Below are 23,531 nucleotides of genomic sequence, written 5' to 3' on the forward strand. Positions count from 1 at the left end.
TCTGCAAGGAGACGAATTTGCATCGGCTGGCGTGGCATAATGCGGAGAGGGACGAAAGCGAACTTCACGATTCGCTCGTCCTCGCCTTGCTCGATTCCGGTGAGACAGTGATGCTGCAGGACTGGAACCGCGACTATATCTTCGTGGCCAACCTGCCGGATGTCTGGAAACTGCCGACGAATTCGCGCCCGACCGATGAAAACCTGTTCGGCAACGATCTCTCCGCCCGGCTGACCGAGCTCAAGAAGGACATGAACACGGCGGGCAACCGCGGCATGCTGGAAGTCAATGCCGGCAATGATCGCGTCTTCCAGTTTCATGTTCATTCCACCTTCAACCAGTCGAACCAGATGGTGATGAAAACCACCATCCGCGAGGTGACGGCGGAAAGGCGGCGCGAGCAGCTTCTGCGCTCGCTGCTGCGCGAGGTCAGCCATCGTTCCAAGAACCTTCTCGCGATCATCCAGAGCCTTGCGGGCCAGACGGCCCGCTTCAGCCTCACCAAGGATGATTTTCTGCGCAAGTTCCGCGGCCGGCTGCATGCCCTTGCCCAGAGCCAGGATCTCATCACGGATTCGGACTGGCGGGGCGCGCGCATATTCGAACTTCTGCGCCAGCAATTCGATCTTTATGTGCCGGAATATCCGAACCTCATCCATATGGAAGGCGAAAACCTGCTGCTCAACCCGAATGGCGCGCTTTATATCGGGCTTGCCTTCCATGAGCTGGTCGTCAACACCGTCAGCCATAGCGGCAATCTTGCCTATCACCCGCCGATCTCTCTTCAGTGTCGCCAGGAGGGTGATTTTTATGTGGTCGAATGGAATGAGCCGATGATGCCGTCGAAAGAACCGGCGGAGGCCCGGCGCGGCAGCTTTGGCAGCGTCGTGCTGGAAAAGGTCGTTCCGTCCGCATTGGGGGGAAGTGCCGAATATCAGCTGACGCCGGAGCGGATCGTCTACCGGCTGACATTTCCCTCCGGTGACGGTGCGGATTCGTGAGGTCATGGCGCCGCGCGGGCTTGGCCTCTTGCGTGGGCGCAACAAAAAGCACGGCCCACAGGGGAGCCGTGCTATTTTTATGACAGGTTTTCAGGGGTGAAACCTGTTTATTTTCAGCCAAGCTTCAGGCGGGGACGGGGGAATTGCTTGGCCTGAGATAAAACACGCCTGATCGGATTTGGTTCCCGAAAAATGCATTTTTTTTTAACATTTCGCAGGGTGCGGCCCTTTTTCGCGCGATTTTTCTCTCGTTCGCGCGACCTCGGTCCGAAAGTGGCGGCCTCAATGCGTGCCTGTCTGTTCCGATCGTTTGGGTATGAAATAGCGTAGCGGTGCTTCCAGCGACCATTCGAAGCCGGTCTCGCGATATTCCGTTACCACCTGTCCGCCGAAGGCGCCTTCCGCATGCCGTTTGATGACCGTGGTGCCGAAGCCGCTGCGGCTCGGCTCGCGCGCCGGTGGACCGCCGGTTTCGGTCCAGACGAGATGGAGCATCTGCCTTCCGTCTTTTTCGAGCGACTGCCAGCGCAGGGTGATTTTTCCGTAGGGAACCGACAGTGCACCATATTTGATGGAGTTCGTGGTCAGCTCATGGATCACCAGGCCGAAATTCTGCGCCGCTTCCGGGGAGAGCATGAAATCATCTCCCGTCAGCACGAAGCGCTGTGACACGGTGCCAAAAACATCGAGATGGGTCTCGATCAGCCGGCGGATCGGCAGGCCCTGCCATTGAACCTCCGCCAAGGCCCGGATCGACATGCCAAGACCGCGCAGGCGGTGATCCACTTCCTTCTGGAATTCCGGAATGCTCTTATTTTCCCGTCCCAACTGCCGGATCATCGCCTGAACCAGTGTCAGAATGTTTTTGGAGCGGTGCACCAGCTCATGCAGCAGCAGTTGCAGGCGCTCTTCCGTCTGGCTCCTGTCGAAGGAGGCATTGGAAAGGGCGATGGCGACCTGGTTGGCTTCCTTTATCTTGGTATCGACGGGGGCGACGATCTCGCCTTCGCCGATGCGTTCGGCCATCAGGGTCAGGTCGCGAATGGAGCTGCGCAATTGCCGGCCGACCAGATAAGCGCCACCGATGGCAATCAGCACCAGCATCAGGCTGCCGATCATCATCTGCCGCCAGGTGTCTATCAGCGCCGCTTGGCTTGCGGCAAGCGGACCCCACATCACCGTTTTCCATTGCCAGCCCGGCAATTGCGCATAGGCATAGAGATTTCCCTTGCCGTCAAAAAAATTGCCGCTGAAGGCCTGCATTTCCGAAAGGACGTCGGGGGTGACAAACGGCTTGCCCACTTCCGCCTCATCGGGCGCGCTTGAAGCGACGACACGGTTGGTGCCGTCAATGATGGCGACCGCCCAGTTGCGCGGCAGGTTTTCCGTGGGGATGAGCCGGCTCAAATCGCTGGTATTCTGCGTCAGGATCAGGGCGTCTCCGGCGGGGTCCAGGTCCGGGCCGAGCGGCATGGTGACGTTGAACACCCATTCCTTGCTGGTTGAGCCGAAAAACATGTCCGAGACGGTGATACGGCGGGAGTCGATCGCCCTCCCCAAATTGGCTTCCGCCGGCACCTTGCCGAGCGGCTGGCCATAGGGCACGCGCGTATTGAGACGCTGCTGGCCATCCTTGGTGGCGAGAATGGCGTAGAGGCCTTCCCGTTTCAGACTGTCGGCGACGCGTCCCTGAAACGCGGCGAGATTGCCGCTTTCGAGTTCCGGAAATTGCGACAGAAGATTGAGCGAGGTGGCGATTTCCTGCAGGCGGCGGTCGATGTTGCGGGAGACCACCCGCACATCCTCGATTGTTTCCCGTTGCAGGTCATCGCGCTTTTCGGCTTCCAGACGCAGCATCAAATAGCCGCCGAAAAGAATGAGCGGCAGGGTAATGACGGTTGCCATCACCACCAGATAGGTACCGATGGAGGCAGTAGGGAAAAAATTCGCGCTGCGCCGCCGCAAGGCCGAGATCATGTCTTTCAGTCTGTCGCCGGGTCGAGGCATACAAAAAACTCCGGCAGTTATGGCATTGTTACGGCACGGATAATACCGTGCCGTCCCCCTTTAGCAATGCCTGATTTCTTGCCGCCGGCCGCGGCGGTGCGCCGCAATTGCATCCGTATCGTTGAAAAAATCGGAACTATTTCAACGACCAACCCGTTTGCCAGACGAACCGGCCGAGGAGCGGACACGACATTCATCACCGCCGGCCAGTTGAGAACGATGAAAGGAAGGTACGAAATGGCAAAGAAACTCACGATACTCGTCGCCGCCGCCCTGATGGGCACGACGGCTTTCGCGCCACTGGCCATCGCTCAAGGCACCACCCAGCCCGCACCGGCAAATCCGGGCGCGCAGACGGAACCGACAACCCCGCCCGCCACCCCGATGACGCCTGCGGCTCCGGCGGCACCTTCGGCCAATGACAGTGCGGCCACAACAACAGGCGGCGCCTATCTGACCGAACAGGGCGAAACCCAGGTCAGCGCCAACGACTATATCGGCAAGGCGGTCTATACCGCAGCCGATGAAAGCATTGGTAACGTCACCAACCTGATCATGGAAGAAGATGGTGGCCTCGTTGCAGCCGTGATCGGTGTCGGCGGCTTCCTGGGCATCGGCGCCAAGGACGTGGCCGTTCCCATGGACAAGGTGACGATGACCCGCAACGCGCAGGATGGGACCATTCGTCTGACGACGACCGAAACGGCGGAAACGCTGAAGGGCGCACCGGAATTCAAGACGCTGGAACAGAAGGCCAGTGAAAGGAATGCGGCGATGCCGCCGGCTCCGGACAGCACGACCACATCCGCAACCAAGCCTTAATCCCCATACCTGGGGAGGCAGGAGCGGGACAGGCTTTGATCAGCCGTCTCGCGAAAGGCACCGGCCAGTTGGCCGGTGCCTTTTGTTTGTCACGTCCGGTCAGTCCCCGGCGTTGCGGGAGGAATGCCAGGCCCAGGCGGATTTGATGATATCCGACAGGGAGTAACGCGGTTCCCAACCGAGAACCTCTCTGGCCTTGTCATTATTGGCCACCAGCGTCGTGGAATCGCCATCGCGCCGTCCGGTATATTCGACGGGGAAGGGGCGGCCGGAGACTTCGGAAATCGCCGCCAGCAGTTCCTTCACCGTGGTGCCGGTGCCGGTGCCGAGGTTGAGCTCGACGGTTTCGCCGCCTTCCAGCAGGTAATCCACCGCACGCACATGCGCATCGGCAAGGTCGAGAATGTGGATATAGTCGCGAACGCAGGTGCCGTCGCGCGTGTCATAATCCGTGCCGAACACCTTGAAGCCCTGACGCCGGCCGAGTGCGGCCTCGATGGCGAGCGGGATCGCATGGGTCTCCGGCTTGTGCCATTCGCCGATGCGGCCTTCGAAATCCGCACCTGCGGCGTTGAAATAGCGCAGCATCACCGAGCGCAGCCCCTTATAGGTGCTGTAATCCTTCAGCGCCTGCTCCACCACCCATTTGGTGCGGCCATAGGGGTTGATCGGTGCCTGCCGGTGCGTCTCGTCGATCGGCACCTGTTCCGGCAATCCGTAGGTGGCGCAGGTGGAGGAGAAAACGAATGACGTGACGCCGGCATCGATGGCGGCGGAAAGCAGGTTGAGCGAGCCGATGACGTTATTGTCGTAAAAAGCGACCGGCTGCTTGACCGATTCGCCGACTTCGATCAGCGCGGCGAAGTGGAGAACGGCTTCCGGCTTGTGCCTGGCGAAAACTTCGTCCAGCCGCGCCCGGTCGCGAATATCGCCCTGTTCGAAAGGCCCCCAGCGGACGAATTCCTCGTGCCCGTTGGACAGATTGTCGAAAACGACCGGTTCATATCCTCGCTCAGACAGGAGAAGGCAGGTGTGCGAACCGATATAGCCGGCACCGCCGACGACAAGGACTTTCTTCTTCATCAATTGCCTTTCAGAAAATTACGGACGCGCCGAGACTGTATGTCACTTTGTTCAAATAAGGGCGGCGTGGCGCAGGATGCCATCAACCAGTCTATCCTTCGCGGGTAACATAAAAAAAACCGCGCATCCATGGTCTGGATGCGCGGTTTGCCTTATCGCGTCGCCAAGAAATTACTTGGTCTTTTTGGTATTGACTCTGGTCGCCAGAAAACCCGCCGCGACAGCCACCGCAAGCGTCGCATAGGGGCGCGCCTGAATGGCCAGCGTCAGCAGCGATTGCAGGGCGAGAGGTGCAGCGGTAAGCGGTGCCGCCGTCAAAGGCGCCACGGTGGGCCTTGCGGCATAGACCCTCGGACGTTTGACGATCGCGAGTGCCACCAGCATGATGACGCCGAGCAGGAAGGCAGCGCCCGCGACAACGAGTGCCGCAGGGCCCGCGCCGACATGTTCGGCGAGATAGATCGACCCCGCCACCACGGCGGCGACGAAGGCGATCAGGAAGAAGATCGCGGTCAGAACCGACAGGATTATGGTCGCGCGCAATCGCCGTGTGACGACGCGTCCTTCGCGCTGGGTCTCCCCCAGATAGACCAGCAATGCCTCAAGCATGGGCGCTGCCTTATCGACGCGTCAAAAGGGCGAGCACGAAACCGACGCCAACGGCGATGCCGAGTGACTGCAGCGGGTTTTTCTGGACGTGGTCGGTGAGATTGTCGTTCAGCGTGGAGATTTCGCTGCGCACGCTGTCGGCCATCTCGCCGGAAGCGGTAAGCGCGTCATCGGCGACGCGGGCAGCCTGCGCCTTCAGTTCGTGCGATGCTCCGACGCCGAGCGCCTTCACGCTCTTGGCAAGATTTGCCAGATCTTCGCGAAGCTGGGCGAGCTGAGCCGCCACATCGGCCGCATCACCGTTTTCGAGGGATTGCTGAATCTTGTCACTCACGTTGCTGCGCACGCTTGCCATAAGGGAAGTCCTTCCTGAACATCATTGACGGAACGACGGCATGTCATTGATCGCCGCCGTTCATGAACCTTCGTTGCGGCGGTCGAAACACCCGCCTGTCCGTCATTCAAACGCGCCCATGCCGGCTTGGTTCCGCGCGGACATGTGTTTTCTTCGCAGCCATTTCCCCTCGGGGGTGATTTTCAGGGAATTCGGTGCCGGACATTTGTTTTCCTGTCACAAGCATCATATAAGGCCCATCATCGAGACGGACCTTGACTTCAATCAATATGTGAAACGACATGCTGCAGACGCCCTATTACCTTATCGACAAGACAAAACTTCTTCGCAACATGGAGAAGATTGCCTATGTGCGGGAAAAATCCGGAGCCAAGGCGCTCCTGGCGCTAAAATGCTTCGCCACATGGTCGGTGTTCGATTTCATGTCGCAATATATGGACGGCACCACCTCGTCCTCGCTTTATGAAGTCCGTCTCGGCCGCGAGAAATTCGGCGGCGAGACCCACGCCTATTCCGTGGCTTACGCCGATTACGAGATCGACGAAGTCATTTCGAACGCGGACAAGATCATCTTCAATTCGATCGGCCAGCTGGAGCGCTTCGCCGACAAGGCCGCTGGCATCACCCGTGGCCTGCGCCTCAATCCGCAGGTCAGCTCCTCGAGCTTCGATCTTGCCGATCCTGCGCGCCCCTTCAGCCGTCTCGGCGAGTGGGATGTCGCCAAGGTCGACAAGGTCATGGACCGTATTTCCGGTTTCATGATCCACAACAACTGCGAAAACAGCGATTTTTCCCTGTTCGACCGCATGTTGACCCAGATCGAGGAGAAGTTCGGATCGCTGCTGTCGCGTGCGGAATGGGTGAGCCTCGGCGGCGGCATTCATTTTACCGGCGATAATTATCCGCTCGACCAGTTCTGCGACCGCCTGCGGGAATTCTCGGAAAAATACGGCGTGCAGGTCTATCTGGAGCCGGGCGAAGCCTCGATCACCAAGAGCACGACGCTCGAAGTGACGGTTCTCGACACGCTGTTCAATGGCAAGAACCTCGCTATCGTCGACAGCTCCATCGAAGCGCATATGCTTGATCTCCTGATCTATCGCGAAAGCGCCAAGGTTGCGCCGAATGAGGGCGAACATCCTTACATGGTCTGTGGCAAGTCCTGCCTCGCCGGTGATATTTTCGGCGATTTCCGCTTCGACAAGGCGCTGAAGGTCGGTGATCGCATCTCCTTTCAGGATGCGGCCGGTTACACCATGGTCAAGAAGAACTGGTTCAACGGCGTGAAGATGCCGGCGATTGCCATCAAGGAACTGGACGGTTCGGTACGCGCCGTTCGTGAATTCGACTTTGCCGATTTCGAGCAAAGCCTGTCTTAAACCCTGTTTTTAACATCAACGAAGCTCATCCCTGCGGGGAAAAGGAGGCATCACCTGAAATGAAGAAGAACGTTCTGATCATCGGCGCCGGTGGCGTAGCACAGGTCGTGGCGCATAAATGCGCCCAGAACAGCGATGTATTGGGAGACATTCATATTGCGTCACGGACTTTGGGAAAGTGCCGCAAGATTGTCGAGTCCGTACGCGAAAAGAAGAGCCTCAAGACAGATGTGAAACTTGAGGCCCATGCGCTTGACGCGATGGATATCGAGGCGACGAAAGCCTTGATCAAGGAAACCGGCGTTCAGATCGTCATCAATGTCGGTTCGGCTTTCGTCAACATGTCCGTTCTTCGTGCCTGCATGGACACGGGTGTTGCTTATATGGATACGGCGATCCACGAGGATTCGACCAAGATCTGCGAGACGCCGCCGTGGTACGGAAACTACGAGTGGAAGCGCGCGCAAGAGTGCAAGGAAAAGGGCATTACCGCCATTCTCGGCGTCGGTTTCGACCCGGGCGTGGTCAATGCCTATGCCCGCCTTGCCAAGGATGATTATTTCGACAAGGTCACCTCGGTCGATATTGTCGACATCAATGCTGGCAGCCATGGCCGCTGGTTCTCCACGAATTTCGACCCGGAAATCAACTTCCGTGAATTCACCGGCGTCGTTTATTCCTGGCAGAAGGGTGAGTGGCAGACGAACCAGATGTTCGAAGTCGGCCAGGAATTCGACCTGCCTGTCGTCGGCAAACAGAAGGCCTATATGACCGGCCATGACGAAGTGCATTCGCTGTCCAAGAACATGGACGGTGCCGATGTGCGCTTCTGGATGGGCTTTGGCGATCACTATATCAACGTCTTCACCGTGCTGAAGAACCTTGGGCTCCTGTCCGAAAAGCCGGTCAAGACCGCTGAAGGCCTCGAAGTCGTGCCGCTGAAGGTGGTGAAGGCCGTGCTGCCCGATCCGTCTTCGCTGGCGCCTGACTATGTCGGCAAGACCTGCATCGGCGATATCGTCAAGGGTATCAAGGACGGCAAGGAGCGCGAAGTCTTCATCTACAATGTGGCTGACCACAAGGAAGCCTATGAAGAAGTCGGCTCGCAGGGTATTTCCTACACCGCCGGCGTTCCCCCGGTCGCTGCCGCCATGCTGATCGCGACAGGCGAGTGGGACGTGAAGCAGATGGCCAATGTGGAAGAATTGCCGCCGAAGCCGTTCCTGAACATCCTGAACAAGATCGGCCTTCCGAACCGCATCAAGGACGAAAACGGCGATCGCGCGCTGGAATTCTGAGCGCAGCGTTCTTGACGGATAGAGACAAAAAAGCCCCGCGAAAGCGGGGCTTTTTTGTTGGTGGCGACGTCTGCCGACACAAAAAATTTGGCGATTTCGTAGCATCCTCACCGTCACCCCGGATTTAGTCCGGGGTCCGGCGCGATCAAGTCCTTGATCGCGAGAGAGCCTTCTCACGGCGCAGACGCGCCGTGGCTGGATGCCGGCTCGGGGCCGGCATGATGGAGGAAACCTTGTCACCGGCCTCAAGCCCCGGATGAACCGGACCCGAAATTACCGAGATTTGCTCAGAGCCGCCCTCAGCCCTTTGTCGGCTTCGGCCCGCGCTTCTCGAAAGGCTTGTCCTTCTTGCCTTCATATTTCGGCTTGTCACCGAAGGGCTTTTTCTTTTTCCAGGGCTTGTCGTCGCCCTTGCGGTCATCGCGTGGACCCGCCGCATTGTCGGATTTGCTGAACTTGCGCTGGGCCTTGGCCGGGCGCGTGTCTTCGCGAAAGCCGCCGGTCATTTCCGGTTTGCCTTCCAGCGCCTTAAGACGAATGCCCTTTTCGAGTGTCATGTCCTTGCCGATGGCGGAGGTGAAACGGTCGACGGCGTCGGCCGCCAGTTCCACGAAGGTTTCCGTCTGCTGCATGCGGATCGCGCCAATATCCTGGCGGGTGATCTTGCCGAAGCGGCAGAGCATGGGGATGAGCCAACGCGGCTCGGCGCTCTGCTTGCGGCCGACGGACAGCGAAAACCAGGCGCTGTCGGCGAAATCGGAACGCTCGCGGCGCGGTGCATTGTTTTCGACCGTCTCGAAACTGTCGCGGCGCGGCTTGCGGCTGTTGTCCAGCGAGACTTCGGTGATGTCCTCAGGTGCCGAACGGCCGGCGTGGTAGAGGCGCACGAAAGCGGCGGCGACCTTTTCAGCGCCATGCTGTTCGAGCAGCTTGGTGACGAAATCGCGTTCGTCCTCGGCCACGGCTTCGGTCAGCGACGGATCGGCGAGAAGCCGGGCGCCGTCGCGCTCGACGATCTCTTCGGCGGAAGGCGGGCGAACCCACGCCGGGCTGACCTTGGCGCCTTCCAGCAGGCGTTCGGCCTTGCGGCGCTGGTTGACCGGCACAACGATGGCGCTGACGCCCTTCTGACCGGCGCGGCCGGTACGGCCGGAGCGGTGCAGAAGCGTTTCGGAATTGGTCGGCAGGTCGGCGTGGATGACGAGTTCGAGGCCCGGCAGGTCGATACCGCGGGCGGCAACGTCGGTTGCCACGCAGACGCGGGCGCGGCCGTCGCGCATGGCCTGCAGCGCATGGGTGCGTTCGTTCTGGGTCAGTTCGCCGGAAAGTGCCACGACGGCAAAGCCGCGATTGTTCAGCCGCGCGGTCAGATGGTTCACCGCTGCACGGGTGGAGCAGAAGACGATGGCATTGCGGGCTTCATAGAAGCGCAGCGCATTGATGATGGCGTTTTCGCGGTCGGCCGGGGTGACCAGCATGGCGCGATATTCGATATCCACATGCTGCTTCTGTTCGGAAGCGGTGGCAATGCGCACGGCGTTCTTCTGGTAGCTTTCGGCCAGCTTGGCGATGCTGCGCGGAACGGTGGCCGAGAACATCAGCGTGCGGCGGGTTTCCGGGGATTCTTCGAGAATGAATTCCAGATCTTCGCGGAAACCGAGATCGAGCATCTCGTCGGCCTCATCCAGCACCACGGCGCGGATGGACGACAGGTCGAGTGCGCCGCGCTTGATGTGGTCGCAAAGGCGACCGGGCGTGCCGACGACGATATGGGCGCCGCGTTCCAGCGCCCGGCGTTCGTTGCGCACATCCATGCCGCCGACGCAGGAAGCAATCGACACGCCGGCGAATTCGTAGAGCCATTCCAGCTCACGCTTCACCTGCATGGCCAGTTCGCGGGTCGGCGCGATGGCCAGCGCCAGCGGCGCGGAAGCCTGGCCGAAACGGCCATTTTCCGGCAGAAGCGTCGGTGCGAGCGCAATGCCGAAGGCGACCGTCTTGCCCGAACCGGTCTGCGCGGAAACCAGCGCGTCCTTGTCGGCCAGTTCCGGCGCAAGCATGGCCTGCTGCACGGGGGTCAAGTCTTTGTAGCCGCGTTTTTCCAACGCCTGCGCGATCGCCGGGGCGATACCCTGGGTGTCTGTCATCTACCGTCTTTCGGATATGAAGCTGCCCGCATCCGCCCGAAACCAATAGGTCCTAAAGTCTCCGGGGCAGCCGATACGGGCCATTTCGGCCATCTGGCCGGTTGCATTGCCGCGCTCATACTGCGAATGGGCCGGTTTGTACAGTGCACTGCGGTACGCTCTTTTGCGGGTGCTTTATCCTGCCGCCGTTCCATCCCGCCATTGTTCCGGGCCTGCACTCCCGAAAAAGGCGTACCGCATGGTTCATAAACGCCATTGCGTGCCCCCCACCTTTTCGCTAAGAGACCCGCAACTTGAGGCTCTTTATCAGGAAGGGCCGACTGGGTTTGTTCTTGTCCGTCCGTATCCTGAAGGAGCCGGCGGGAAAATGGGATGGTACTGGTCAAGGCTATGGCTCGCATTGTCATGAAATTCGGCGGCACGTCCGTCGCGAACCTCGAACGCATTCATAATGTCGCACGGCATGTGAAACGCGAAGTGGATGCCGGCCATGAAGTGGCCGTGGTCGTTTCCGCCATGTCCGGCAAAACGAATGAGCTGGTGGACTGGGTGCAGAACGCCGCCAAGGTGGCCGGCGCCAACGCCGCCTCGTTTTTCGACGCACGCGAATATGACGCGGTCGTCGCATCCGGCGAGCAGGTGACGTCGGGTCTTCTGGCGATCACGCTGCAATCCATGGGCATCAATGCGCGCTCCTGGCAGGGCTGGCAGATCCCGATCCGCACCGACAATGCGCACGGCGCTGCCCGCATTCTCGAAATTGACGGTTCGGATATCGTCCACCGCATGGGCGAGGGGCAGGTTGCCGTCGTTGCTGGTTTCCAGGGAATCGGTCCGGATAACCGCATCGCGACACTCGGTCGCGGCGGTTCGGATACGTCGGCCGTTGCCATCGCTGCTGCCGTCAAGGCGGATCGCTGCGACATCTATACCGATGTCGATGGCGTCTACACGACCGATCCGCGTATCGAGCCCAAGGCTCGCCGCATGAAGAAGATCGCCTTCGAGGAAATGCTCGAAATGGCCTCTCTCGGCGCGAAGGTTCTGCAGGTTCGCTCGGTCGAGCTTGCCATGGTACACAAGGTGCGCACCTTCGTTCGCTCCAGTTTCGAGGATCCCGATGCGCCGGGCATGGGCGACCTCATCAACCCGCCCGGTACTTTGATTTGTGACGAGGATGAAATCGTGGAACAGGAAGTCGTAACCGGCATCGCCTATGCCAAGGATGAAGCACAGATCTCGCTGCGCCGCGTGGCCGACCGTCCGGGCGTTTCCGCCGCGATCTTCGGTCCGCTGGCGGAAGCGCATATCAATGTCGACATGATCGTGCAGAACATCTCCGAAGACGGTTCGCGCACCGACATGACCTTCACCGTTCCTTCGGGCGACGTTGCCAAGGCGCTCAAGGTTCTCGACGACAACAAGGCTCAGATCGGCTTCGATGTCGCGCAGAACGAGACGGGTCTCGCCAAGGTTTCGGTCATCGGTATCGGCATGCGCAGCCACGCCGGCGTTGCCGCCAGCGCGTTTAAGGCACTGGCCGAGAAGAACATCAACATCAAGGCGATCACCACCTCCGAGATCAAGATTTCGATCCTGATCGACGGTGCCTATGCCGAACTTGCTGTTCGCACTTTGCATTCCGCCTACGGCCTCGATAAGGCTTGATTTCGAGACATCGGTTCCCGATGCTCCGATTCTTCGGAGTTGCGTTCTTCCGATGTGGCGTTTCATGAAAGCGTGTCCCTTGCGGGACGCGCTTCTCGCGCTATAAATTTTTAAATGACGTTTTGATTCTCGAATATTATGACATTCGGATCGGAAGCGTCGGGGAGCAAACGCGATGAGAGACCTTTCCGCAGGTCCGCGCGTCCTGCTCAAGCGGCTGCGCGAAATGATGGCGGAGCACCTTGAACCGCAGGATCGTCTGGACCAGATCGTCCGTCAGATTGCCAGCAACATGGTGGCGGAGGTTTGCTCGGTCTATGTGCTGCGCTCCGACAGCGTGCTGGAGCTTTATGCCACCGAAGGTCTCAACAAGGATGCCGTGCATCTTGCCCAGCTGAAAATGGGGCAGGGTCTTGTCGGCACCATTGCCGCTTCCGCCCAACCGCTCAATCTTTCGGATGCGCAGGCGCATCCCGCTTTCCGCTATCTTCCTGAAACCGGTGAGGAAATTTATCATTCCTTCCTCGGCGTGCCGATTTTGCGCTCCGGTCGCACTCTTGGCGTTCTTGTGGTCCAGAACAAGGCCAGCCGAACATACCGGGAGGATGAAGTGGAAGCGCTTGAGACAACCGCGATGCTCATTGCCGAAATAGTGGCGAGCGGCGAGTTGAAGAAGATCACCCGCCCCGGTGTGGAACTCGATCTGACGCGTGCCGTCTCCATAGATGGCGACGGTTACGGCGAAGGCATCGGTCTTGGCCACGTCGTGCTGCACGATCCCCGCATCGTCGTTACCAACCTGCTCAATGAAGATGCCGATACGGAAATCCGGCGTCTTGCCGATGCCATCGGTTCTCTTCGTCTGTCCATCGATGACATGCTGCAGCGTCGCGATGTGCCGACCGAAGGTGAGCACCGCGAGGTTCTGGAAACCTACCGCATGTTCGCCCATGATCAGGGCTGGGTGCGGCGCATGGAAGAGGCGATCCGCAACGGCCTGACGGCGGAAGCGGCGGTCGAAAAGGTGCAGAGCGACACCAAGGCGCGCATGATGCGCCTGACCGATCCCTATCTGCGCGAACGCATGCATGATTTCGACGATCTCGCCAACCGCCTGCTGCGGCAGCTGATCGGTTTTGGCGGTCGTGGTCCCGAGCAGGATTTTCCGCTCGATGCCATCGTGCTGGCCCGCGCCATGGGCGCTGCCGAGTTGCTCGATTATCCGCGCGAAAAACTGCGCGGTCTGGTGCTCGAAGACGGCGCGGTGACGAGCCATGTCGTCATCGTGGCGCGTGCCATGGGCATTCCGATCATCGGGCAGGCGACCGGTATCGTTGCGCTTGCCGAAAACAACGATCCCATCATCATCGATGGCGATGACGGCCAGGTGCATCTGCGGCCGATGTCGGATCTGCAGCGCGCCTATGAAGAAAAGGTGCGGCTGCGCGCCCGCCGGCAGGAGCAATTCCGCGCGCTGCGCAATGTCGAGCCGATCACTAAGGATGGCCAGAAGGTCAATCTGAAGATGAATGCGGGCTTGCTGGTCGACCTGCCGCAGCTGGAGGAATCCGGCGCCGATGGTATCGGCCTGTTCCGCACGGAGCTGCAATTCATGATCGCCTCCAACATGCCGAAGGGCGAGGAGCAGGAGGCTTTCTACCGCTCGGTTCTGCGGCAGGCCAAGGGCAAGAGCGTTACCTTCCGCACACTGGATATCGGTGGCGACAAGGTCGTTTCTTATATGCGCGGCCAGGAAGAGGAAAATCCGGCGCTCGGCTGGCGGGCCATCCGCCTGTCGCTCGACCGCCCGGGCCTGATGCGCACGCAGATGCGCGCGCTGTTGCGCGCCGCCTCCGGTGCTGAACTGCGCATGATGTTGCCGATGGTGACGGAAGTCTCCGAAATCCGCGCTGCGCGCGACCTGTTGCAGAAGGAAGTGCAGCATCTTTCGAAGTTCAGCCATGCGCTGCCGAAAAAGCTGCAATTCGGCGCGATGCTGGAAGTGCCGTCGCTCATGTGGCAGCTCGACGAACTGATGCAGGAGGTGGATTTCGTCTCCGTCGGTTCGAACGACCTGTTCCAGTTCTCGATGGCGGTCGATCGTGGCAATGCGCGTGTTTCGGATCGTTTCGACAATCTCGGCAAGCCGTTCCTGCGCATTCTGCGTGATATCGTGCGCGCCGGCGAAAGACACCACACTTCGGTGACGTTGTGCGGTGAGATGGCGAGCAAGCCACTTTCGGCCATGGCGTTGATCGGGCTTGGTTTCCGCTCGATTTCCATGTCGCCGACGGCGATCGGTCCGGTTAAGGCCATGCTGCTCGGGCTTGATGCCGCAAACCTTGCCGAAGAGCTGAATGCGGCGCTGGACGATCATAATTCGCTGGAAAGCGCGCGCGAGGTGTTGTTACGCTTTGCCGCGACGCATTCCATTCCCATTTAAAAAGACCTGTTTCATTATTGGAGTGACTGGTGGCGAAGCTTCCCGTCGAAAAAATGCGTGAGTTGGAAAGACGTTTCGGTGAGATCGAAGCGCGCATGTCGGCCGGCCCGGCGGCGGATGTCTATGTGAAGCTCGCTTCGGAATATTCCGAACTCGAGCCCGTGGTGAAGAAAATCCGCGAATACGAAAAAGCGGTTTCCGAGGCCTCTGATCTGGAAGCGTTGTTGGCCGACAAGTCGACCGACAAGGATATGCGCGATCTGGCGGAAATGGAGCTGCCGGAGATCGAGACCCGCATCGGCGAGCTTGAAAAGGACATGCAGGTCCTCTTGCTTCCCAAGGATGCGGCGGATGAAAAAAGCGCGATCCTCGAAATCCGTGCCGGCACCGGCGGCTCCGAGGCCGCGCTTTTTGCCGGCGATCTGTTCCGCATGTATGAGCGTTTTGCGTCGACCAAGGGCTGGAAGGTGGAAGTGCTTTCCGCCAGCGAAGGTGAAGCGGGCGGTTACAAGGAAATCATCGCCACGATCAGCGGGCGAGGGGTGTTTTCCAAGCTGAAATTCGAATCCGGCGTGCACCGGGTGCAGCGCGTGCCGGAAACGGAAGCGAGCGGCCGCATCCACACGTCGGCCGCCACCGTCGCAGTACTTCCGGAAGCGGAGGACATCGACGTTGAAATCCGCCCGGAAGATATCCGCATCGATACCATGCGCGCTTCGGGCGCGGGCGGCCAGCACGTCAATACGACCGACTCTGCGGTTCGTATCACCCATCTTCCGACGGGCCTGATCGTCACCAGTTCGGAAAAGTCGCAGCATCAGAACCGCGCCAAGGCCATGCAGGTTCTGCGCTCGCGCCTTTATGACATCGAGCGGCAGAAGGTGGAGAGCGAACGCTCCGCCGACCGCAAGAGCCAGGTGGGCTCCGGCGACCGTTCCGAACGCATCCGCACCTATAACTTTCCGCAGGGCCGCGTCACAGATCACCGCATCAATCTCACGCTTTATAAGCTCGACCGCATGATCGAAGGCGAGATCGATGAGCTGGTGGATGCGCTGATCGCGGATTATCAGGCCGGCCAGCTGGCGCAGCTCGGCGAGCAGCTTTGAGTACGGGGGCTGAAGCAACCATTGCGGACGCGCTTGCCGCTGCCCGCAAAAGGCTGCAGGCCGCCGGGATCGACGATCCGCTTCTCGATGCGCGGCTCCTGATTGCGGAAGTCGTCGATTTTTCACTGACCGATTTCGTGATGAAGCCCGACCGGCCCGTTACCGTGGAAGAAAACACCCGTATCATCACCATGATCGAGCGACGGGCCAGCGGCGAACCCGTTCATCGCATCCTCGGCCACCGGGAGTTTCATGGCCTCGATCTCCTTTTGTCGAAGGAAACGCTCGAACCCCGGCCGGATACGGAAGTTCTGGTCGATACGCTGCTGCCGGCGCTGAAAAAAGTGGTTCTAGCCAGGGGAAGCGCCCGCATCCTGGATATGGGCACGGGCACGGGGGCGATCGCTCTCGCACTTTTGAAGGAATGTCCGGACGCCACCGGTATCGGCAGCGATATTTCCGCCGATGCGCTGGAAACGGCGGCCAGGAATGCTGCCCGAAATGGTCTCGCCGGGCGCTTCGAAACCATTCGCAGCGACTGGTTTGAAAAAATCTCTGGCCGCTTTGACATAATTGTGTCGAATCCGCCTTATATAAGAACAGATATCGTCGCAACGCTCGACCAAGAGGTTCGTAACCACGATCCGATGGCGGCGCTGGACGGAGGTCAGGACGGCCTTGCACCGTACCGCCTTATTGCTGCCGATGCAGGCCGCTTTCTTGTGGAAAACGGGATTGTCGGTGTGGAGATCGGTTTCGATCAAAGGCTTGATGTTTCCGCTATATTTGCTTCCCACGGTTTCTCTCTTCTGGATGCCGTGAAGGATTATGGTGGCAACGACAGAGTTTTGACCTTCCGGAGATAGTTGTTCGCGATATGTCTGCGGATTTTTTGCAAGGATATTTTGCACAGCAAAAGAAAAGGCTTGGATTTCCGCAGGAAGCGGGATAGTTTGCGGCCACATGCCGGGTGGCTGAGGACGAACACAGATTCGTCAGGGTATGGGTCAGTCCCGAAGCGGGTTCTTTTGAGAGCCCTGAAAGGCTGGGCGTTTCCGGCATGTGAATCAGTAAACTTTGTTCGCAGGCGGCTCGGTGCAGCATTTGCGCAGCCGGTCGTCATACGCGAGGTCTTGCCCTGGGGTTATCTTCGGCAAGGCGCGTGATGGAGCAATTTCAGGAAAAATTTCCAGCGGTTTTCCGCCCGGAATTGCATGAAAACAACCAGATTGTCAGCAAAACAGAATTCAGGTGAGCAATTGATGAGGCCAGGACAGCAAAACAAGCGCGGCCGGGGGCGTGGAAACAACAACAATAACAATGGTGGCGGTAACAACAACTTCAACCGCAAGGGCGGCAATCCGCTTACCAGGACTTATGACAGTTCCGGCCCCGATGTTAAAATCCGTGGCACAGCCCAGCACATAGCGGAAAAATACGCGGCTCTGGCGCGCGACGCGCAGAGTTCCGGCGACCGCGTGATCGCTGAAAACTATCTGCAGCACGCTGAACATTACAACCGCATCATCGCCTCGGCTCAGGCCCAGATGCAGGAACGCTTCCAGCGCGACGACCGCGGCGACTATAACGCTGCCGATGGCGACGACATGGATGTGAACGACGGCGATGAAGGCGTCGTTGCACCGCAGCAGCAGGCCGAACAGGCCGAGCGCGTGCAGCAGCCGGAACGCCAGGAGCGTACTGAGCGGAACGAGCAGCGCCAGGAACGTCGTGAGCGTCCCGAACGCCGCGAACGGCAGGAGCGCCAGCCGCGCCAGCCGCAGGTGGCCGCCGAACAGCAGCCGCCGGTCTATGACGCCAGCCAGGCGCCGCAGCCCGTCATCGAAGGCACGCCCATGGAAGTGGCCGTCGAGGAAGAGCAGCAGCAGGCGGAAGCTCCGGCCGAACGCGCACCCAAGGCGCGCCGGGCAACAGGTCCGCGCCAGCGCCGCCCGCGCCGCACCGCGGCGGCGGAAGGTGCCGAAGGCGAAGATGCGCCGGCCGGTGAAGAGGCCCCCGCTGCCACGCTTGAGAATGCCGCTGAATAAGCAGCGTCTGCAAATCAGCTACGCGATCGAAAAACTCCGGCTTGCCGGAGTTTTTTGTTTTTGGCGGTCGATGAGAGACGGGCTGTCGCCCCTGCTTGATCGCAGGGCGGAATTGATGCCGGTCAAATCCGGCGAAAATTTCCCGCACGGCGAATTCTCGCCCCTTTAAACCCATGAAAATGCCTCCCATATTCGTGCAGGAAGGACGGAAGCCGCATTCGCCGGTGACCGGCCATCAAGAGGCGGCGATCGTGAAATCCTTAAAACACGGCTGTCGTAGCGGGGCTTGCCTTTGAGGGAGCCTCAACCCTAACACCCGGATCCGTGCCGAAAGCGGGCGGGCCGGTCTATGGAGGTTCGACTATGAATATTGAAAAATACTCCGAACGCGTTCGCGGTTTTCTGCAATCGGCGCAGACTTTTGCGCTTGCCGAAAACCATCAGCAGTTTTCGCCCGAACATGTTCTGAAGGTCCTGCTTGATGATGAGCAGGGCATGGCTGCATCGCTGATCGAGCGTGCGGGCGGCGACGCCAAGGAAGCGCGTCTTGCCAATGATGCGGCGCTTGCAAAATTGCCCAAGGTTTCCGGCGGCAATGGCGGCCTTTCGCTGACGGCCCCGCTCGCCAAGGTATTTTCAACCGCTGAAGACCTTGCCAAGAAGGCCGGCGACAGTTTCGTCACCGTCGAGCGTCTTCTGCAGGCGCTTGCGATTGAAAGCTCCGCTTCCACCTCGGCTTCCCTGAAGAAGGCGGGCGTGACGGCGCAGGCGCTCAATCAGGTCATCAACGACATTCGCAAGGGCCGCACGGCTGATAGCGCCAATGCCGAACAGGGCTTTGACGCGCTGAAGAAATATGCGCGCGATCTGACAGAGGAAGCCCGCGAGGGTAGACTCGACCCTGTGATCGGCCGCGACGACGAAATTCGCCGTACCATCCAGGTCCTCTCGCGCCGCACCAAGAACAATCCCGTGCTGATCGGTGAACCGGGCGTCGGTAAAACGGCGATCGCCGAAGGCCTTGCGCTGCGCATCGTCAATGGCGACGTGCCTGAGAGCCTGAAGGACAAGAAACTGATGGCGCTCGATATGGGCGCGCTGATCGCCGGCGCGAAATATCGCGGTGAATTTGAAGAGCGCCTGAAGGCTGTGCTGAACGAGGTGCAGGCCGAAAATGGCGGCATCATTCTGTTCATCGACGAGATGCACACGCTGGTCGGCGCCGGCAAGGCCGATGGCGCAATGGATGCGTCCAATCTGCTGAAGCCTGCGCTTGCCCGTGGTGAACTGCACTGCGTTGGCGCCACCACGCTCGATGAATATCGCAAGCATGTGGAGAAGGACCCGGCCCTTGCCCGCCGTTTCCAGCCCGTGCTGGTGGATGAACCGAACGTCGAGGACACGATCTCGATCCTGCGCGGTCTGAAGGAAAAATACGAACAGCACCACAAGGTCCGCATCTCGGATTCGGCCCTTGTTGCGGCTGCGACGCTTTCCAACCGCTACATCACCGACCGCTTCCTGCCCGACAAGGCAATCGACCTGATGGACGAGGCCGCCTCGCGTCTTCGCATGCAGGTGGATTCCAAGCCGGAAGAACTGGACGAACTGGATCGCCGCATCATTCAGCTGAAGATCGAACGCGAAGCCCTGAAGCAGGAAACCGACCAGTCTTCCGTCGACCGCCTCAAGAAGCTCGAGGATGAGCTGGCCGATACCGAAGAAAAGGCAGATGCGCTGACAGCCCGCTGGCAGGCGGAAAAGCAGAAGCTCGGCCATGCCGCAGACCTCAAGAAGCGGCTCGACGAGGCCCGCAACGAACTGGCGATTGCTCAGCGCAACGGCCAGTTCCAGCGCGCCGGCGAGTTGACCTATGGCATTATTCCCGGTCTCGAAAAGGAACTGGCTGCGGCGGAAGCCCGCGACAGCAGCGGTGCCGGTTCGATGGTGCAGGAAGTGGTGACGGCGGACAATATCGCCCATGTCGTGTCGCGCTGGACGGGTATTCCGGTCGACAAGATGCTGGAAGGTCAGCGCGAAAAGCTGCTGCGCATGGAAGACGAACTTGCCAAGTCCGTTGTCGGGCAGGGTGAGGCCGTGCAGGCGGTGTCCAAGGCGGTTCGCCGTTCGCGCGCGGGCCTGCAGGATCCCAACCGGCCGATCGGTTCGTTCATCTTCCTCGGTCCGACGGGCGTGGGCAAGACCGAGCTGACCAAGTCGCTCGCCCGCTTCCTGTTCGACGATGAAACCGCGATGGTTCGCCTCGACATGTCGGAATATATGGAGAAACACTCCGTTGCCCGGCTGATCGGCGCGCCTCCCGGCTATGTCGGCTACGAAGAGGGCGGTGCGCTTACGGAAGCGGTACGCCGCCGGCCCTATCAGGTCGTGCTGTTCGACGAGATCGAAAAAGCGCATCCGGACGTCTTCAACGTCCTGCTGCAGGTGCTGGATGACGGCCGCCTCACGGACGGCCAGGGCCGCACCGTCGATTTCAAGAACACCATCATCATCATGACCTCGAACCTCGGTTCGGAATTCATGACGCAGATGGGCGACAATGACGATGTGGATTCGGTTCGTGAACTGGTCATGGAGCGGGTTCGGTCGCATTTCCGGCCGGAATTCCTCAACCGTATCGACGATATCATCCTGTTCCACCGCCTGCGGCGCGACGAGATGGGTGCGATCGTGGAAATCCAGCTGAAGCGCCTCGTATCGCTTCTGGCCGATCGCAAGATCACGCTGGAACTGGATGAGGACGCCCGCAACTGGCTTGCCAACAAGGGTTACGATCCGGCCTATGGCGCACGTCCGCTGAAGCGGGTGATCCAGAAATCGGTTCAGGACCGGCTGGCCGAAATGATCCTCGGTGGCGAAGTCCCGGATGGTTCGCGGGTCAAGGTGACCTCGGGCACCGACCGGCTGCTCTTCAAGGTCAAGCCCGCCAAGGGTGAAGCCGAAGCCGAAACCGCCGACGCGGCATAAAAGGAAAGGGCTCCGGAAACGGAGCCCTTTTCATATGGCGTGGAAGTCGATCCGGTATTTTCCGCAGATCAGCGGCTTGCCACCTGATTGGGCTTTTCATCGATGTTGAGCAGATTATCGATGCGTTTTCTCTCGTCGGAGAACCGTGCCAGCGCCTCACCGGAAAGGGACTTGCCACCCGGCAGGCGCACCTTCATCGCATCCACTTTCGTGCCATTGACGATCAGCTCGTAATGCAGATGTGCGCCGGTCGAAAGCCCGGTCGATCCCACATAGCCGATCACCTGGCCCTGGCGGACCTTGGAACCCTCGGTGACGCCCTTGGCGATCGCACTCTGGTGGTTATAGGAAGAAACATAGCCATTGGCGTGGCGGATCAGGGTCTGGTTGCCATAACCCGAGGCCCAGCCGGCCTTTTCGACCGTGCCGTTGCCCGTCGCGATGATCGGCGTGCCGCGCGCGGCCGCCCAGTCGGTGCCGGTGTGCATGCGGCTGAATTTCAAAACCGGGTGGCGGCGCATGCCGAAACCGGATGTCATGCGGCCGTTCGGAACCGGGTTGCGCAGCAGGAACTGACGGATGCTTTTGCCGTTCTCGTCGAAATAATCGACGCTATTGTCTTCCGGACTCTGGAATCGGTAAAACCGCGTTTCATTGTCGCCGAACTTGGCGTTGACGTAGAGCAGTTCCGACTTGTCCGTCGCCTTGCCATCCGCATCTTCCACGGAGAAGAAGGCTTCCAGCGTATCCGCCGGCTTCAGCTGCGCCTGAAAATCGACGCTGCTGGCCAGAAGCTTGATGAGCTGCGAAACCATGCTCTGGTTCATGCCGTAGGCCAGAGCCGCCCGGTAGACGCCGTCATAGACACTCGGCAGGTCGCGCCCGGCGGCAGGTGCCGGCGTACTGTCGAAGGCGGTCGCAACCGCATCGAGTTTCGGCGGTTCGCTGGCCTTGATGAAACGCTTGCGGTCATCGACGGCCATGGTAACCATGTGGCGGCCCTTGCGATAAAGGCTCACGCGGACAATGTCGCTCTTTTCGTCTTCCTGAATAATGCCGACGCGCAGCACATCGCCGCTTTCGACATTGTTCGACTGGATTTGCGGGGACAGCAACCCGGCGATTTCCGACGATTGTACCTTCGAATAGCCGGCGCCGAACAGGGCGGCCTCGATCGTCTCGGTCTGACGGGCAGGGATCACGTCGTCGGCATATTCCTTGACGGGCACCGAGGCCGACTGCGGGGTCGAAACCGACATGTTCTGTTCGACAACACGGGCGGCAAGGCCGGCGGTAATATCGACATCACCCTCATCATTATCGAAACGGCGCGGGTCGATGTAATAAAGGGCCGCAACCTGCTCGTTACCGTCCGTCAGGATCGAGCCGTTGGAACGTACCGCCTCCTCGACCTCATCGAAGCTCAGGGAGCCGGCAAAGGCATATTTGGAATGCTGGACGGGAAAAGCGACGGTTTTCAGGCTGACTTCGGATTCCACTTCGGAGCCATAGATCGTTCCCGTTCGGCTTGCGGCCGGCGCGGGCGCATCCTTGTCGTCATTGCTCGCAAAGATGTTCAGAGGATCGAAGGCGGGATAGTCGTCCTGCTTGGCGTAATTTGCCGCCAGCGGAATCTTGACGTGAGAGAAGGGAACCTTGCGGACCACTTCCTTGTCGCCTTCGTTGATGACGGTGGAAACTTCCATGATCGACCGGTCGGACGGTCGGGCCGCTATATTCGGTGCGACAAGGCGTGTGCCGCGACGCGCGGCTTCCGTGGCATTGTTGCCCATATCCGCCTTGGCGAAGGCTTCGGCGGGAATGGCAAGCTGCTGGCGACCGTCGAGAGCGGCAAACAGCGCAACCCCCATCAATATGGAAGAGGTAATGCCGGTCAGGAACGTGCCGGAGAGCCATCGGAGCGAAATTTCGCGACGATCGGGTGCACGGCGCCCTTCCGCCAGAATTGGCGGTTCCGTGCCTAGCGACCGGATCACATTGCGATCCGCAATCATACTAGCTGTGCCCCGTCGGTCATGCGCTCTCCAGAAACTTCAGGCGAAGATGTGCAACTTTCAAAGCCGTGAGTCAAATCCATCGACGCGGCGGCAGATACATCGCAACGCTCTATATAAGGGCATGCGCAGGCCGGCCCGATATTAACGCTTCGTTGACAAAGCAATTAGTGAGGAACCGGGCCAAAAGAAGGCGCGCCACCTGTCTTGGGTGTCCGGGTGCTCTTCTCCTGTGCAAAACCCCGGCGGTCAGGGGGGTATGGAAGGGCAGCAATCACTAAAAAACGAAATTACCTTTTAATTTCAGTTCTTTGTATGTTTTTGTAAGTTTTTCGAATTTGGGCTGTTGACTTGTTCGGTGCGGTTCTCTTATAAGTCCGCTCACTGAACGAGGGCGGCGGCGCTGCTGGCGACGAAGTCTTTCGTTCTAAATAAATCAAGTTGATGAGCTGAATGCTTGTTGGTTTCCGGGGTTTTGAGCCTTGGGGGTTTGATTTTTTGACTGCTTTGAGTGGTCTGTTTTTTGACAATTGAATATGAGAAGAAAGAGAAACGTGGG

16 protein-coding genes are annotated in these 23,531 nt (G+C 59.5%); 10 read left to right on the forward strand and 6 right to left on the reverse strand.

Features of this window, described 5'->3' with window-relative positions; all coding sequences use genetic code 11:
- The first annotated feature begins 17 nt into the window (after positions 1-17).
- On the forward strand, positions 18-1,001 hold the full coding sequence (locus QD336_RS21640; protein WP_499172140.1) for a sensor histidine kinase: 984 nt from the start codon (positions 18-20) through the stop codon (positions 999-1,001).
- Between the two features lie 282 nt (positions 1,002-1,283).
- Here QD336_RS21640 and QD336_RS21645 read toward each other — a convergent pair whose 3' ends face one another.
- Complete coding sequence (locus QD336_RS21645) at positions 1,284-3,008, reverse strand: sensor histidine kinase (protein ID WP_269347285.1); 1,725 nt, start codon at positions 3,006-3,008, stop codon at positions 1,284-1,286.
- Between the two features lie 237 nt (positions 3,009-3,245).
- Between QD336_RS21645 and QD336_RS21650 the strand changes: the two genes are divergently transcribed.
- Positions 3,246-3,830: a PRC-barrel domain-containing protein gene (locus QD336_RS21650; RefSeq protein ID WP_499172141.1), complete on the forward strand. Its 585-nt coding sequence runs from the start codon at positions 3,246-3,248 to the stop codon at positions 3,828-3,830.
- A 99-nt stretch (positions 3,831-3,929) separates the two neighbouring features.
- Here QD336_RS21650 and galE read toward each other — a convergent pair whose 3' ends face one another.
- The 3 genes from galE to QD336_RS21665 all read right to left on the reverse strand — a co-directional run bounded on the left by galE (position 3,930) and on the right by QD336_RS21665 (position 5,877).
- Positions 3,930-4,913 carry a UDP-glucose 4-epimerase GalE gene (galE, locus tag QD336_RS21655; RefSeq protein WP_269347281.1) on the reverse strand — a complete coding sequence of 328 codons (984 nt, stop codon included), beginning with the start codon at positions 4,911-4,913 and terminating at the stop codon, positions 3,930-3,932.
- Positions 4,914-5,084: 171 nt separating this feature from the next.
- Positions 5,085-5,522, reverse strand: a complete 438-nt coding sequence (locus QD336_RS21660; RefSeq protein ID WP_499172142.1) for a hypothetical protein — start codon at positions 5,520-5,522, stop codon at positions 5,085-5,087.
- 10 nt (positions 5,523-5,532) lie between these two features.
- Positions 5,533-5,877 (reverse strand): ElaB/YgaM/YqjD family protein, encoded by a 345-nt coding sequence (locus tag QD336_RS21665; protein ID WP_499172143.1) that lies wholly within the window; start codon positions 5,875-5,877, stop codon positions 5,533-5,535.
- A gap of 281 nt (positions 5,878-6,158) precedes the next feature.
- Here QD336_RS21665 and nspC point away from each other — a divergent pair, with 281 nt between their 5' ends.
- Together nspC and QD336_RS21675 are read left to right on the forward strand one after the other, a co-directional pair.
- The gene (nspC, locus tag QD336_RS21670) at positions 6,159-7,256 is read left to right on the forward strand and encodes a carboxynorspermidine decarboxylase (protein ID WP_499172144.1); all 1,098 of its coding nucleotides are present in this window, start codon (positions 6,159-6,161) and stop codon (positions 7,254-7,256) included.
- Between the two features lie 59 nt (positions 7,257-7,315).
- Positions 7,316-8,554, forward strand: a complete 1,239-nt coding sequence (locus QD336_RS21675) for a saccharopine dehydrogenase family protein (RefSeq protein ID WP_499172145.1) — start codon at positions 7,316-7,318, stop codon at positions 8,552-8,554.
- Between the two features lie 299 nt (positions 8,555-8,853).
- On the opposite strand, the gene QD336_RS21680 is transcribed toward QD336_RS21675, so the two are convergent.
- Positions 8,854-10,701 (reverse strand): DEAD/DEAH box helicase, encoded by a 1,848-nt coding sequence (locus QD336_RS21680; protein ID WP_269347271.1) that lies wholly within the window; start codon positions 10,699-10,701, stop codon positions 8,854-8,856.
- Positions 10,702-11,091: 390 nt separating this feature from the next.
- On the opposite strand from QD336_RS21680, the gene QD336_RS21685 reads away from it, so the two are divergent.
- The 6 genes from QD336_RS21685 to clpB all read left to right on the forward strand — a co-directional run bounded on the left by QD336_RS21685 (position 11,092) and on the right by clpB (position 20,957).
- Positions 11,092-12,369: an aspartate kinase gene (locus QD336_RS21685; protein ID WP_003508761.1), complete on the forward strand. Its 1,278-nt coding sequence runs from the start codon at positions 11,092-11,094 to the stop codon at positions 12,367-12,369.
- A 175-nt stretch (positions 12,370-12,544) separates the two neighbouring features.
- Positions 12,545-14,812 (forward strand): phosphoenolpyruvate--protein phosphotransferase, encoded by a 2,268-nt coding sequence (gene ptsP / locus QD336_RS21690; protein WP_269347269.1) that lies wholly within the window; start codon positions 12,545-12,547, stop codon positions 14,810-14,812.
- Between the two features lie 29 nt (positions 14,813-14,841).
- Positions 14,842-15,921, forward strand: coding sequence for a peptide chain release factor 1 (prfA, locus tag QD336_RS21695; RefSeq protein ID WP_269347267.1), 1,080 nt, complete (start codon positions 14,842-14,844; stop codon positions 15,919-15,921).
- A complete protein-coding gene (prmC, locus tag QD336_RS21700; RefSeq protein WP_499172146.1) occupies positions 15,918-16,787 on the forward strand; it encodes a peptide chain release factor N(5)-glutamine methyltransferase in 870 nt (289 codons plus the stop codon). Before prfA ends, prmC begins: the two co-directional genes overlap by 4 nt.
- A gap of 396 nt (positions 16,788-17,183) precedes the next feature.
- Entirely contained in the window at positions 17,184-17,969 is a 786-nt protein-coding gene (locus tag QD336_RS21705; RefSeq protein ID WP_499172147.1) for a DUF4167 domain-containing protein, read from the forward strand.
- A 363-nt stretch (positions 17,970-18,332) separates the two neighbouring features.
- On the forward strand, positions 18,333-20,957 hold the full coding sequence (clpB, locus tag QD336_RS21710) for an ATP-dependent chaperone ClpB (RefSeq protein WP_499172148.1): 2,625 nt from the start codon (positions 18,333-18,335) through the stop codon (positions 20,955-20,957).
- Between the two features lie 68 nt (positions 20,958-21,025).
- Here the strand turns inward: clpB and QD336_RS21715 are convergent, their stop codons facing one another.
- The gene (locus QD336_RS21715) at positions 21,026-22,972 is read right to left on the reverse strand and encodes a M23 family metallopeptidase (protein ID WP_499172149.1); all 1,947 of its coding nucleotides are present in this window, start codon (positions 22,970-22,972) and stop codon (positions 21,026-21,028) included.
- Positions 22,973-23,531 lie beyond the last annotated feature (559 nt).

This window comes from Rhizobium sp. BR 250 (genome assembly GCF_047445855.1).
Lineage (GTDB): Bacteria > Pseudomonadota > Alphaproteobacteria > Rhizobiales > Rhizobiaceae > Agrobacterium > Agrobacterium tumefaciens_I.

Coding starts and splice junctions, on each gene's coding strand:
- galE (WP_269347281.1), bottom strand. CDS start 4,913: ATGAAGAAGAAAGTCCTTGTCGTCGGCGGTGCCGGCTATATCGGTTCG.
- QD336_RS21715 (WP_499172149.1), bottom strand. CDS start 22,972: ATGATTGCGGATCGCAATGTGATCCGGTCGCTAGGCACGGAACCGCCA.
- ptsP (WP_269347269.1), top strand. CDS start 12,545: ATGAGAGACCTTTCCGCAGGTCCGCGCGTCCTGCTCAAGCGGCTGCGC.
- clpB (WP_499172148.1), top strand. CDS start 18,333: ATGAATATTGAAAAATACTCCGAACGCGTTCGCGGTTTTCTGCAATCG.
- QD336_RS21650 (WP_499172141.1), top strand. CDS start 3,246: ATGGCAAAGAAACTCACGATACTCGTCGCCGCCGCCCTGATGGGCACG.
- QD336_RS21665 (WP_499172143.1), bottom strand. CDS start 5,877: ATGGCAAGCGTGCGCAGCAACGTGAGTGACAAGATTCAGCAATCCCTC.
- QD336_RS21675 (WP_499172145.1), top strand. CDS start 7,316: ATGAAGAAGAACGTTCTGATCATCGGCGCCGGTGGCGTAGCACAGGTC.
- QD336_RS21645 (WP_269347285.1), bottom strand. CDS start 3,008: ATGCCTCGACCCGGCGACAGACTGAAAGACATGATCTCGGCCTTGCGG.
- QD336_RS21705 (WP_499172147.1), top strand. CDS start 17,184: ATGAGGCCAGGACAGCAAAACAAGCGCGGCCGGGGGCGTGGAAACAAC.
- QD336_RS21660 (WP_499172142.1), bottom strand. CDS start 5,522: ATGCTTGAGGCATTGCTGGTCTATCTGGGGGAGACCCAGCGCGAAGGA.
- QD336_RS21680 (WP_269347271.1), bottom strand. CDS start 10,701: ATGACAGACACCCAGGGTATCGCCCCGGCGATCGCGCAGGCGTTGGAA.
- nspC (WP_499172144.1), top strand. CDS start 6,159: ATGCTGCAGACGCCCTATTACCTTATCGACAAGACAAAACTTCTTCGC.
- QD336_RS21685 (WP_003508761.1), top strand. CDS start 11,092: ATGGCTCGCATTGTCATGAAATTCGGCGGCACGTCCGTCGCGAACCTC.